At 68.3% G+C, this 13,374-nt stretch carries 10 protein-coding genes and 2 pseudogenes; all 12 read right to left on the bottom strand.

What is annotated here, in order from left to right:
* Positions 1 to 35: 35 nt before the first annotated feature.
* The 12 genes and pseudogenes from der to recN all read right to left on the bottom strand — a co-directional run bounded on the left by der (position 36) and on the right by recN (position 13,374).
* Positions 36 to 1,476, bottom strand: a pseudogene (gene der / locus RVF83_RS16250) (ribosome biogenesis GTPase Der).
* Positions 1,473 to 2,168, bottom strand: coding sequence for a (d)CMP kinase (cmk, locus tag RVF83_RS16245; RefSeq protein ID WP_005199441.1), 696 nt, complete (start codon positions 2,166 to 2,168; stop codon positions 1,473 to 1,475). Before cmk ends, der begins: the two are co-directional and overlap by 4 nt.
* Entirely contained in the window at positions 2,165 to 3,100 is a 936-nt protein-coding gene (locus RVF83_RS16240; RefSeq protein WP_005199442.1) for a pseudouridine synthase, read from the bottom strand. Before RVF83_RS16240 ends, cmk begins: the two co-directional genes overlap by 4 nt.
* Before the next feature lie 36 nt (positions 3,101 to 3,136).
* The gene (scpB, locus tag RVF83_RS16235) at positions 3,137 to 3,841 is read right to left on the bottom strand and encodes an SMC-Scp complex subunit ScpB (protein WP_005199443.1); all 705 of its coding nucleotides are present in this window, start codon (positions 3,839 to 3,841) and stop codon (positions 3,137 to 3,139) included.
* Entirely contained in the window at positions 3,838 to 4,770 is a 933-nt protein-coding gene (locus tag RVF83_RS16230) for a segregation and condensation protein A (protein ID WP_005199444.1), read from the bottom strand. The genes scpB and RVF83_RS16230 overlap by 4 nt, the downstream gene beginning before the upstream one ends.
* A pseudogene (locus tag RVF83_RS16225) lies at positions 4,767 to 5,750 on the bottom strand (ParA family protein). The gene RVF83_RS16230 and the pseudogene RVF83_RS16225 overlap by 4 nt, the downstream one beginning before the upstream one ends.
* 126 nt (positions 5,751 to 5,876) lie before the next feature.
* Positions 5,877 to 6,794, bottom strand: a complete 918-nt coding sequence (xerD, locus tag RVF83_RS16220) for a site-specific tyrosine recombinase XerD (protein ID WP_005199446.1) — start codon at positions 6,792 to 6,794, stop codon at positions 5,877 to 5,879.
* Positions 6,795 to 6,816: 22 nt separating this feature from the next.
* A complete protein-coding gene (locus RVF83_RS16215) occupies positions 6,817 to 7,437 on the bottom strand; it encodes an NUDIX domain-containing protein (RefSeq protein ID WP_005199447.1) in 621 nt (206 codons plus the stop codon).
* Positions 7,438 to 7,442: 5 nt separating this feature from the next.
* Positions 7,443 to 9,227, bottom strand: coding sequence for a CTP synthase (locus RVF83_RS16210; RefSeq protein WP_083877549.1), 1,785 nt, complete (start codon positions 9,225 to 9,227; stop codon positions 7,443 to 7,445).
* Positions 9,228 to 9,391: 164 nt separating this feature from the next.
* Entirely contained in the window at positions 9,392 to 10,327 is a 936-nt protein-coding gene (locus RVF83_RS16205) for a copper transporter (protein WP_005199449.1), read from the bottom strand.
* Between the two features lie 3 nt (positions 10,328 to 10,330).
* Entirely contained in the window at positions 10,331 to 11,518 is a 1,188-nt protein-coding gene (gene steA, locus RVF83_RS16200) for a putative cytokinetic ring protein SteA (RefSeq protein ID WP_005199450.1), read from the bottom strand.
* A 101-nt stretch (positions 11,519 to 11,619) separates the two neighbouring features.
* A complete protein-coding gene (gene recN, locus RVF83_RS16195; protein WP_005199451.1) occupies positions 11,620 to 13,374 on the bottom strand; it encodes a DNA repair protein RecN in 1,755 nt (584 codons plus the stop codon).

Here is a 13,374-nt window from a genome sequence, read left to right as displayed (position 1 = left end):
GGGTTTATCGAAATGGGGTGGGTTTGTGGAGACGGTCAGCGCTTGCGGCGCTGCTCCCGCTTGTCGCGGACACGCACGTTGATGCGCACCGGCGAACCGTCGAAGTTGAACTCCTCGCGCAGACGACGCTCCAGGAAGCGGCGGTAACCGGCCTCGAGGAACCCCGTGGTGAACAGCACGAACGTCGGCGGACGCACCGACGCCTGGGTCGCGAACATCACGCGCGGCTGACGACCACCACGCAGGGGCGGCGGGTTGGCCGCGATGACGTCCTTGAGCCAGCTGTTCAGCGGGCCGGTCGAGATGCGCTTGTCCCACGCCTCGAGCGCGCTCTCCATCGCGGGCACCAGTTTCTGCACCGAACGACCGGTCGACGCCGAGATGTTCACCCGACGCGCCCACGGCACGCGGGCGAGCTCCCGGTCGATCTCCTTGTCGAGCTGATAGCGGCGATCCTCGTCGACCAGGTCCCACTTGTTGAAGGCGATGACCAGGGCGCGGCCGCTCTCGATGATGAGCGAGAGCACGCGCAGATCCTGCTCGGTGATCGGCTGCGAGGCATCGATCAGCAGGATCGCCACCTCGGCGGCGTCGAGGGCCGCCCGCGTGCGCAGCGAGGCGTAGTACTCGTGGCCACTCGCGGTGCGCACCTTGCGGCGCAGACCGGCGGTGTCGACGAAGTTCCAGACCTTGCCGCCCAGTTCGACGATCTCGTCGACGGGGTCGACGGTGGTACCGGCGACGTTGTCGACCACCGAACGCTCGGTGCCGGCCAGCTTGTTCAGCAGCGAGCTCTTGCCCACGTTCGGCTTGCCGACGAGTGCCACACGACGCGGACCACCCCAGAACCGGCGCCTCACGCGGGGTGGCGGGCAGCTTCTGCAGGATGACGTCGAGCAGGTCACCGGCACCGCGGCCGTGCGCCGCCGACACCGGGTGTGGCTCACCGAGTCCCAGCGACCACAGGGCGGCGGTGTCGGCCTCCATCCGCTCGCTGTCGACCTTGTTGGCGCACAGGATCACCGGCGTCTTGGACCGGCGCAGAACGCGTGCCACGGCCTCGTCGGTAGCGGTGGCACCGACCGTTGCGTCGACGACCACGACGATCGCATCCGCGGTCCGCATCGCGAGTTCGGCCTGCGCCGCGACGGCCTGCTGCAAGCCCTTCGCATCGGGCTCCCAGCCGCCGGTGTCGACGACCGTGAAGCTGCGTCCGGACCAGCTCGCGGAATAGGACACGCGGTCACGCGTGACGCCCGGGATGTCCTCGACCACGGCCTCGCGCCGGCCGAGGATGCGGTTGACGAGAGTGGACTTGCCCACGTTGGGACGTCCGACGATTGCCAGCACCGGCATGTGCTCGACCTCGGCGGCGCCGTCCGCGCCCTCGATGTCAGCCAGTTGCCAGTCGGATTCGTCCGACCAGATGCCGTCTCCGGGCAATGCAGCCAGGTCGGTCTCGAAGTTGTCGCTCACCGTTCTGATACTCCGATCCGGGTCTCGACGAGGCCGCTCAGTTCGTCGAGCACCCCCATGAGGGTCTTGTCACTGGTGTCGACGACGATGGCGTCATCGGCGGCACGCAACGGCGACACCGCGCGCGTCGAATCCAGATGATCACGACGGTTGACGCTGTCGAGGACCGCTGCGTAATCGCTGTCGCGTCCCGCGGCCAGATTCTGCTTGTGCCTCCGGTCGGCCCGTGCCTCTGGCGTCGCGGTCAGGAAGATCTTGACGTCGGCCGCCGGGAACACCACGGTCCCGATGTCGCGACCCTCGACCACCACGAAGCGTCCCTGCGCGTTCTGTCGCTGCAGCGCAACGAGTTTGGTGCGCACCTCGGGAACCGCGGACACCGCCGACACCGCACTGGTGACGTGATCGGTCCGGATCGGGCCGGACACGTCGCGGCCGTCCAGCAGCACCGTCGACGACCCGTCGCCGTTGGGGATCAACTCGATGTCGATCGCGTCGACGACCCGGGCGATACCGGCCGGATCATCGAGCGCCACACCGGCGTCGAGAACGGCCAGGGTCACCGCGCGGTACATGGCACCGGTGTCGAGGTAACTGGCCCCGACTTTCTCGGCCAGCAGCTTCGACACCGACGACTTGCCCGTACCGGCCGGCCCGTCGATCGCGACGACGCGCGTCGTGCCAGCGGTCACAGTCCGACCGCCTTGTACAGGCCGCCGACCTCGTCGTTGCCGAGGACACGCAGGCTGCCCGGCCGCTGCTCCCCCAGCGCGACCGTACCCACATGGGTACGAACGAGTTTCGTGACCGGGAAGCCGACCTCGTCCATCATGCGGCGCACGATGCGGTTACGTCCCTCGTGCAGGGTGATGCGCACCAGCGACTGTCCCTCGTGGACCTCGATGACGGTGAACTTGTCGACCTTGACCGGGCCGTCCTCGAGTTCGATGCCCTCGCGAAGGTGACGGGCGATGCCGCGCGGCACCTCACCCTTCAGGGTCGCGAGGTAGGTCTTGGGCACCTCGAACGACGGGTGCATCAGCCGGTGGGCCAGCTCCCCGTCGTTGGTCAGGAGCAGCAGGCCCTCGGTGTCGGCGTCGAGCCGGCCGACGTGGAACAGGCGCTGTCCGGCCATCACGCGTTCGGCGACCACGTCACCGACGCACGGGCGTCCCTGGTCGTCGGCCATGGTCGACTGCCAGCCCTTGGGCTTGTTGAAGGCGAGGTACTGCTTGGTCTCGTCCATGATCACGCGCGCGTCGTCGACGTGGATGATCGCGGTGTCGGGGTTGATGCGCAGACCCTGCTCGGTGACGACCTTGCCGTCGACCTTCACGCGCCCGGCGGCGATCATCTCCTCGGCGCCGCGGCGTGACGCCACACCTGCCTGGGCGAGGACCTTCTGGAGCCGGACACCGTCTGCGACGAATTCGGGCCCGTTGCCGCTCACCTGCTCCGGAGCCACCTGGTGGCGCGCGGGCCGGGCGTTGTTGAGCCGGATCTTCCCGACGTCGGCATTGGGTTTCGACGACCCCTTGCGGTGCGTCTTCTTCGTTCGCGGTTGCTGTGCGGGGGCGCCCTTACGGCGTTTTCCCGGTGAGCCATCTCGGCCAGCGGAAGCCATTCTTCTCAATCCTGTGTTCGTCAGATCTGTGCGGATCTAGTCATCGTTCAGGTCACCGTCGGTGACCAGTACCTTCGAGTCTGACGCCTGAGGCGACAGTTTGGCGAATCGGGGATCCGACAGCAGCTCGTCGTCGAGGTCGTCGATGAGGTCGACATCGGGTAGCAGGGGCGCCAGATCGGGTAGCTCCGACAGCGATGCGAGTCCGAGTCGTTCGAGGAACAACTCGGTGGTCGCGTAGGTCGTGGCGTTGGTCTGCGGGTCCTGGCCGACCTCGTTGATCAGGCCACGGGCGACCAGCGTTCGGATCACGCCGTCGACGTTCACCCCACGGATCGCGCTGACCCGGGCGCGGGTCACCGGCTGCCGGTAGGCGATCACCGCCAGCGTCTCCAGCGCCGCACGCGTCAGCTTCGACCGTGCCCCGTCCAACAACAGGCGCTCCACGTAGGGTGCGTAGTCCGCGCGGGTGTAGAACCGCCAGCCGTCGCCGGCGAAGCGGAGGTCGATACCGCTGCGAGCAGCGGTGAGCTCGGACGACATAGCGTTGAGCAGGTCGCGCACCCGGGACCGGTCCTGGTCGACGGCGTTGGCCAGTTCTTCCGTCGTCACCGGGGTGTCGACGACGAGCAGCACGGCCTCCAGCGCCGCCCGCAGGGTCGCGTCGTCGAGAACCTCGGCCTCGTCCGCCACGGCCTCGTCGTTCACGTCGTCGGCGTCGTCGATCGGTCCGTCCGTCATCCGTAATCCTCTGCCTTGTCGATGCGCAGGTCGTCGATCGCGCGTTCACCGGTCCACATCACCGCGAGATCGCCGAGAGCCTCGGGTTGTTCGAAGGTGATGGCGGCCTCGCGGTAGAGCTCCAGCAACCCGAGGAAGCTGCCGACGATCTCGAGGCCGGTCTCACAGTCGGCGGTGAGCACGCGGAACGGAACCCATTCGCCGGTCGACGCGCTGAGCAGAGCCGCCATCCGACGCGCCTGCCCGGGCACCGACACCGACTGCACGTCGTGGAGGTGGTCGAGTCCGACGGTCGGCACCGGCCGTGGGGTCAACGCTGTCGCGGCGACCTGGACGAACCCGTCGGCATCGACGCCGAGCGTGACCTCTGGCAGCAGGTCCTCGAACCGCTGCTCCAGCGAGACCGCGCGCGGATAGCGTTGCAGTGCAGCGGCTTCCAGCTCGCCGAACAGCTGCGCCACCTGCTTGTACGCGCGGTACTGCAGCAGCCGTGCGAACAGCAGGTCGCGGGCTTCGAGGAGTGCGAGGTCCTCGGGGTCGTCGACCTCGCCCGACGGCAGCAACCGTGCCGCCTTCAAGTCGAGCAGGGTGGCTGCGACGACGAGGAACTCGGTGGTCTGATCGAGCCCCATCTCGGGACCCATTTCGCGCGTGTAGGCGATGAAGTCGTCGGTCACCTCGTGCAGTGCGACCTCGGTGACGTCGAGCCGGTGCTGGGAGATCAGGTTCAGCAGCAGGTCGAACGGGCCCTCGAAGTTGCGGAGTTTGACACGGAAGCCGGATTCGGCCGCCTCGTCGCTGTCCTCCGGGTTGTCACCGCCTCGCTCAGACGCCTCGACCGGCGCGGGCACCTCGGGTCCGTCCGCCTCAGGTCCGTCCACATCGGATGCAGACAGATCGGACACGGCCGGGTCGGTGTCGACGGTCATGCGCCCTTGAGATTGCGCGCGATCACCTCACGCGCCAGCGCCCGGTAGGCCTTCGCACCGGCCGAGCGGGGTGCCCAGGACGTGATCGGTTCACCGGCGACGCTGGTCTCCGGGAACCGGACGGTACGGGAGATGACGGTGTCGTAGACGGCGTCACCGAACACCTCGACCACACGGGCCATCACCTCGCGGGAGTGCAGCGTGCGGGCGTCGAACATGGTCACGAGGATGCCACCGAGGTCCAGGCGCGGGTTGAGACGGTCGCGCACCTTGTTGATCGTGTCGGTCAGCAGCGCGAGGCCGCGCAGCGAGAAGTATTCGCACTCCATCGGGATGAGCACGGTGTCCGCACAGGCGAGAGCGTTGACGGTGAGCAGACCCAGCGACGGCTGACAGTCGATGAGCACCACGTCGTAGCGGTCCAGGACCGGGTGCAGCGCACGGCCCAGGGACTGTTCGCGACCCACCTCGGTGACGAGCTGGATCTCCGCGGCCGAGAGGTCGATGTTGCTGGGCAGCAGGTCGAGTCCGTCCACACGGGTACGCATCAGGACCTCGTCGGTGGCGACCTGCGGCGGGACGAGGAGGTTGTAGACCGTCTGCTCGAGCTCGTGGTGCGGCACACCCCAGACCCGCGGACAACGCACCCTGCGGGTCGAGGTCGACGAGCAGGACCCGACGGCCGCACTCGGCGAGCGCGGCACCGAGGTTGATGGTCGAGGTGGTCTTGCCGACCCCGCCCTTCTGATTGCAGACAGCGATGACCGTCGCCGGACCGTGACGATCGAGGGGGCGCGGTTCGGGAACCTCGCGATAGGGCCGTCCGGTGGGGCCGATCTCGTCGGCCGCATGATGGTCGACCTCGTCGGCGTCATGTCCCGGCGACACCTGGATGCTGTACTGGTCCCCCGCGGAGGTCACGACCGCGTCCCCGAACACTCGAGGCGGGTGCCAGACCGCGGTGCGCTCGGAGTGGTCACGTGCCCGCCGCTCCCTTCACTCTTCGGTGTCCGATGCGTGTCGGCCGGGCGGCGGATGCCGGTCCCTGGTCGACGACTCGTATCAGCCTAGGACATCGCGGACGTTCTCCCGCGGTCGGCGCGCGGTCAGCGGGCACGCGGATGTGCGACGGCATAGACCTCTCGCATCGTGTTCACCGTCACGAGTGTGTAGACCTGCGTGGTGGTCACCGAAGCGTGTCCGAGGAGTTCCTGGACGACGCGGACGTCGGCTCCGCCGTCGAGCAGATGCGTCGCGAAGCTGTGCCGCAGGGTGTGCGGGGACACGGCCTTGTCCAGCCCGGCCCGTTCCGCGGCGGTGACCAGCACCTGCCACGCCGACTGCCGCGAGAGTCGCCCGCCTCGAGCATTGAGGAACAGCGCCGGGGTAGCCCGCGACACCAGCGCGGGACGACCCCGGACCAGGTAGGCGTCGATGGCGTCGATCGCCGGCCCACCGAGCGGGACGAGACGTTCCTTGCCACCCTTGCCCCGCAGACGCACCGCCCGGGTGTCGAGGTCGAGGTCGTCGATGTCGAGTGAGGTCGCCTCGGAGATGCGGGCCCCACAGCTGTAGAGGAATTCCAGCAGGGCACGGTCGCGCAGGGCACGGGGATGGTCGTCGGCACCGGCGGCCTCCAGGATCGCCAGCACCTCCTCCACCGGCAACGACTTCGGCAGACGCCGCGCCGGGCGAGGCGGACGGACCGCATGCGCGACGTCCGTCGCGACGATCCCCTCCTCGACCGCGAACTTGTGGAAACGCCTGGTGGCTACCAGGGTTCGTGCGATCGAGCTGTCGGCGAGCGGCGTGAACCCGGCGTCCGGGTCGCCGCGTCGAAGATCGACGAGGAACTCGCGGACGTCCTCCTCGGTGACGGCGTCGATCGACTCGATGTCGCGCGACTCGAGATACCGCCGGTACCGCTCGAGATCCCGGCGATACGAGGACACCGTGTTGGCCGCCGCACCCCGCTCGACGGTGAGATGGTCGAGGAAGCGCGAGATGTCGGCGGCGATCGTCACCGGCGACCCACGACTGACGAGCTCACGAGCGCCGGCGATCGCGTAGCGCGGTCGGTTCGTCGGTCCACCGCGCGTCGACGTCCCGCAACACGATGCCCGTCCGGTCCGCCGCCGAGGCGGCCAGGATGCCCGCGACGCTCGTGGCGTTCACGATCTCCCCGGCCAGCACCATCGCGACCGCATCGTCGAGGGACACCCACTCCACCGTCATGTCGGCTTCCTCGTCGACGCGCTCGGCCTCGTCGAGATGATGGAGGTCCTCGGCGAGGTACAGCCGGAGTGCTTCGTCGGAGAACCCCGGGGACGACGCCAGGTCGACCAGGACGTGCCAGGTGTCGGCCGCCAGGTCGGCCTCCTCGGCCAGTTCGCGCTGCGCCGCCGTCAGCGGCGCCTCACCGTCCTGATCGAGCAGACCGGCGGGCAACTCCAGGAGGCGACGGCCGATCGGATGCCGGTACTGACGCACCATGGCGATCCGGCCGTTCCCGTCGCGGGCGAGGATCGCCACCGCACCGAAGTGCTCGACGACCTCCCGCTCCGCGACGCGCCCGCCGGGCATCGCCACCTCGTCGACGCGCAGCGTGATGATCGCCCCGTCGTAGACGGTGCGACTGCTCCTGACGTCGAACTCGTGGCCGCCCAACCCGGTCAGCCCTCGGCGCCGGTCTGGTCGATCCCGGCGACCGGTTCGACGGTGACGTCGTTGACCGCTGCGACGGTGTCGGCCGGCGCGTCGTTCGACTCGTAGTCGTCACCGAGATCCACCGGAAGCCGTTCGGCCGCCTTGTATTTCAGTGCGGCCTCGATGAACGAGCGGAACAGCGGATGCGGGCGCGTCGGCCGGCTCTTGAGCTCCGGGTGGGCCTGGGTGGCGACGAAGAACGGATGCACCGTTTTCGGGTACTCGACGAACTCGACGAGGTGACCGTCGGGCGAGGTGCCCGAGAACACCAGACCCGAATCGGCGATCTTGTCGCGGTAGGCGTTGTTGACCTCGAAGCGGTGCCGGTGACGCTCGGACACCTCACGGGAGCCGTACGACTCAGCCACGACCGAACCCGCCTTCAGGACTGCGTCGTACGCGCCGAGGCGCATCGTGCCACCCAGGTCCGCCTCGCCGGCGACCGCGTCGGCCTGGTCGGCCATGGTCGAGATGACCGGATGCGGGGTGTCGGGATCGAACTCCGTCGAGCTGGCCTCGTCGAGACCCACCGAGCGGGCGGCCTCGATGACCACGCACTGCAGGCCCAGGCACAGACCGAGCAGCGGGATGCCCCGGCGTCGGGCGTACGAGATGGCGCCGACCTTGCCCTCGATACCGCGGATGCCGAAGCCGCCGGGGATCAGGATCGCGTCGACGTCGCCGAGGGCGGCCTGCGCACCCGCCGGGGTGTCGCAGTCATCCGACGGCACCCACTTGATCTCGGTACGCGCCTTCCAGGCGAAACCGCCGGCCCGGATGGCCTCGGTGACCGACAGGTAGGCGTCGGGCAGGTCGACGTACTTGCCGACCAGGGCGACGCGCACCGTCTCGCGCGGCTCGTGGACGCGGTGGAGCAGCTCGCCCCAGACCGTCCAGTCGACGTCGCGGAACGGCAGTCCGAGCTTGCGGACCACATAGGCGTCGAGGTGCTCGTTGTGCAGCACCTTGGGGATGTCGTAGATCGACGGGGCGTCGGGGGTGGAGATCACGCCGTCGAGCTCGACGTCGCACATCAGCGCGATCTTCTTCTTGAGCCCCTCGGGCACGTCGCGGTCGCAGCGCAGGATCAGCGCGTCGGGCTGGATACCGACGTTGCGCAGCGCGGCGACCGAGTGCTGGGTCGGCTTGGTCTTCAACTCACCAGACGGCGCGAGGTACGGGACTAGCGAGACATGAAGGAAGAAGACGTTGTCGCGGCCCACCTCGTGGCGCACCTGGCGCGCGGCCTCGATGAACGGCAGCGACTCGATGTCGCCGACCGTGCCACCGATCTCGGTGATGACGACGTCCGGGACCTCGCCGTCGGCGTCGGGCTCACCCATGGCCAGCACGCGGGCCTTGAGCTCGTCGGTGATGTGCGGGATCACCTGCACGGTCTCACCGAGGTACTCGCCGCGTCGCTCCTTCGCGATGACCGTCGAATACACCTGTCCCGTGGTCACATTCGCCGACTGCGAGAGGTTGCGGTCCAGGAAGCGCTCGTAATGTCCGACGTCGAGGTCGGTCTCGGCGCCGTCCTCGGTCACGAAGACCTCTCCGTGCTGGAACGGATTCATCGTGCCGGGATCGACGTTCAGATAGGGATCGAGCTTCTGCATCGTGACCCGGAGGCCCCGCGAAGTGAGAAGTTGACCCAGGCTCGAAGCCGTGAGGCCCTTACCCAGTGAAGAAGCGACGCCACCAGTGACGAAGATGTGCTTGGTGTCGTGAACGTGTCGCAAAGGTCGCAAAAGCGTGTCTCCCGTCGGCCGAATCGGGGCGGATGCCCTGATTACCTACGGGACTCCAGGGTAACACCACTGGGCCGCTACGCCGTACCGCCACACCGGGACGCGGCGTGGCGGTACTCACTCCGATGAAGGAATCGGCTCGATGCGCGAAGGCCCCGACGGTGTCAGGCGGCCGGCTTGCCGTCGGCCCCGACGGTCACCGCGGTGGCCCCGGCGCCGGTTCCGTAGGACCCGGTCGCCCCCTTGCCCTCGGCGGCGAGCGCCAGGACGGTGGTGATCAGACCGGTTGGCTGGTCGACGTTGTCGACGGTGGACACGGCGTTGGCCAGCGACGGATCGGCACGGACCACGGCGATCGGTGAGCCACCGTTCGCCGATCCGGTCCGACCGACGAGCACCCCGCCCACGCCACGGACAGACGCCGCAGCGGCCAGGCGTGCCACGAGCGCACCCTGGGCGCCCGAATCAGGGTTGAACTCGTCGCCGGTCACCACAACCAGCAGATCGGCGGGCGTGACGGCGTTGTCCGCGTAGTCGATGAACCCGCCGTCGCGAAGGGCGGCGAGCCCGGTCCGACGGTCCGCGGACGACGCGGGGCGGGTCGACTTCCCGGAGAGCACCAGCGTTCCGAGCAGATCACCGGCCCGGCTGCCCGTGTCGGTCAGCTCGGCGCGCAGGATCGCTCCCGGCGGGATCGTCTGGTCGACGATGGTGCGCAGCTGCTCGGCGTCCTGGTCACCGAGGAGAGACTCGGTCAACGCGATCTGACCGGCGAAGCGTGCGCCGGCGCCCGAGATGTTCTCCTTCACCGCGTCGACGTCGGCCTCGGCCGCGTTCGGTGCGGTCACCACGAGAACCGACTGGCCGCGGAGGGTGTTGGCGATGAGCCGCGGCCCGATCGCCAGGTCGAAACTGTTGGCCGCGTTCAGTTTCGCGTTCAGGTCGTCGCGCTGCTCCTCGAGATCACCGATGCGGTCCCGGCTGGTGCCGGTCATCGAGTTCACGCGATCGCCGACGAACCCCGAGCCGAGGAACAGTCCGAGCGCCAATGCCAGGAATACCGCGACCAGTGAGATCGCATGCTGTCGTAGCGAAATCATCGCCTATCGGTTCCAGACCTCTCGTGCCCAGTCGAACAAGGCATTCCACTGCGTGACGATCCAATCGGTGACGTCGGTGCCGGTGTTCGACAGCAGCAGCGCCGCGATCACCGCGACCAGTGCGGCCAGGACGACACAGGCGATCGCAGCACCGGAGACACGGCTGCGATACAGCGTCGCAACGGCTTTCGCGTCGACGAGCTTCTGACCGACCTTGAGCCGGGTCAAGAACATCGACGGGTTGCTCTCGCGACGCGAACGGTCGAAGAAGTCGTCGAGAGTGCCGGGGTAGCCGACGGTGACGATCAGGTCGGCACCGTGATAGTCGGTCAACAGCAGGGCGAGGTCCTCCGCGGAGCCGGCTGCGGGGAAGGTGGTCGCACCGATACCGAGATCCTGGATGCGCTCGAGTCCCGCCGCATGACCGTCGGTGTCGGCCGGAAGGACCAGCTGCGCACCGGATTTCAGCGTCGGGGTCTTGATGTTCTCCGGATCGCCGACGATGATCGCGGGCTTGTAGCCGGCCTTCGTCAGGGTGTCCGCACCGGTACCGACGCCGACCATCACCGGCTGGTACTCCTTGATGAACGGCTTGAGCGCGCGCAGATCCGCGGCACGGTCGGCGCCTTCGCCGACGATGATGACGTGTCGGCCGGCCAGGTCGACGTCGATGTCCGGCACGCCGACACCGTCGATCAACAGCGGGGACTCGCTGCGGATGAACTCGATCGTGTTGCCCGAGAAGGCTTCCAGGTGATCGACGAGGCCTGCCTTGGCGCCGATCATGATGTCGGCGATGTCGCGCTCGTCGAGTTCGGTGCCCAGTGCCAGGCGACGTTCACCGACAAACAGGCGGTCGTCGTGGACGCGTACCTTGGCGCCGTCCTTGACGCGCTTGAAGATCTCCGGGCCCACATCGTCGAGCAGCACGATGCCCGAGGCGACGAGCACCTCCGGACCGAGATTCGGGTAGCGGCCGGTGATCGAGCGCGAGGCGTTGACCACCGCGACGACGTTGGCCTCGACGAGGGCGTCGGCGGTGACGCGGTCGAGGTCGACCTCGTCGAGGATGGCGATGTCACCCGGGCCGACCCGACTGAGCAGCCGCTTGGTGTTCTTGTCGATCCTGGCGATACCGGTCACGCCAGGCAGTTCTTCGGTGTTACGCGCGAGCAGTGCAGGCATCTTCATGCCCGCAATGATTGACCGAACACACGACGGAGCCCGGGAGGCGCGCCGTAACACGAGAAACTTTTGTCACACAAGCAACACGGGCACCAGCCCGTCCGAGGTCAGTGCGCGGCCCGTTCGGCCTCCGCGGTGGCCAGAAGTTCCTCGGCGTGGGCACGTCCGGTGTCGGACTCCCCCAGGCCGGCGAGCATGCGTGCGAGTTCGGCGACACGCTCGTCACGGTCGAGGGTCCGCACACTGCTGGTGACCAGCGCACCCTTCTTGGACTTGCCGATCACGAGGTGGTTGTCGGCAAAGGCCGCGACCTGCGGCAGATGCGTGACCACGATGACCTGATGGGCTCGGGCCAGCCGCGAGAGACGCTTGCCGATCTCCACCGCCGCACGACCGCCGACGCCGGCGTCGACCTCGTCGAACACCATGACCGAACCGGAGGTCGGAGCGGCGAGGACAACCTCCAGCGCGAGCATCACACGCGACAGTTCGCCGCCCGACGCCGACTTCGCGATCGGGAGCGGCGTGGCCCCGGGATGCGCGACAAGCGCGAACTCGACCTTGTCGGCTCCGTCGGCCCCGGCATGGGCGCGGGTCCCGGCGACCGTGATCGCGAGCCGGTCCTCGGGCGAGGCGGGTTCGGGGCTGACGGAGACCGCCAGAGCCGAGTCGCCCATGGCGAGGCCCTTCAGCTCCTTGGACACCTTGTCCGCCATCGACGACGCCGCCTTGACGCGCAGCGAGTGCAGTTTGGCCGCAGCGGCCTCGACCTTCTCCAGCGCCGTGGCGGCCGCGGACTCGAGCTCCTCGATGGATGCCCGCGGGTCCTCGATCTCGGCGAGTCGGGCCTGCGCCTTGTGCCGCCAGTCGATGACGCCGTCGACGTCGGGCGCGTACTTGCGCACGAGGGACTTGAGTTCGGCCTGGCGGGCCAGGAGTTTGTCGAGTTCGTCGGCATCCGCCGGGAGACTCGAGGTGAACGCGGTCAGTTCGGCACCGACGTCGGTGATGACGGTGAGCGCCTCGGAGACGCGTGGGACCAGTCCTCGCAGGGTGTCGTCGGCGGCGCCCTCGAGGAGTGTGCGGACGGAGCCCAATCCCTCGATGACCGATGATCCCGAGTCGCCGGCGACGATGTGGTGTGCCTGATCGGCGGCCCCGCGGATGGACTCGAGGTCGGACAGACGCCGGATCGTGGCGGTCAGATCCTCGTCCTCGCCCGGGAGCGGATCGACCGCGGCAATCTCGTCGATGCCGAAGCGGAGCCGGTCGGCTTCCTGTGCGAGCTCGCGGTAGTTGGCGCGACGGGCATCGAGCTCATCGAGGATGTCGACCCACGCGGTCCGCGCCTTGCGGTAGGCCTCAAGCGCAGATGATGCCTTCGATCCGCCGAACGTGTCGAGAGCTGCACGCTGATGCTCCGGACGAAGCAGACGCAACTGATCGTTCTGTCCGTGGATGGCCAGGACCGCGGTGGTGAGCTGACCCATCACGCCGACGGGGACCGAACGGCCACCGAGATGAGCGCGGGAGCGCCCGTCGGCGCTCACCGAGCGCACCGCGATCACGGTGTCGTCGTCGTCGAGTTCGGCTCCGGTGGAGTCGAGGATGTCGGCGACCACCGGATCCTTCTGCACGCCCTCGGCGTTCGCCAGCCGGAAACGACCCTCGACGATCGCCTTGGCGCTACCCGTCCGGACGCGGGTCGCGTCAGCACGAGCACCCGACAGCAGGTGCAGGCTGGTGACGATCATCGTCTTGCCCGCGCCGGTCTCGCCGGTCAGCACCGTGAAGCCCGGATGGAAGCGCGCCTGCGCCTCCTCGATGACACCGAGTCCGGTGATCGACAGTTCTTCGAGCAC

The sequence above is a fragment of the Gordonia rubripertincta genome (assembly GCF_038024875.1).
Classification (GTDB): domain Bacteria; phylum Actinomycetota; class Actinomycetes; order Mycobacteriales; family Mycobacteriaceae; genus Gordonia; species Gordonia rubripertincta.
This window is presented reverse-complemented; position numbering and strand designations above follow the sequence as displayed.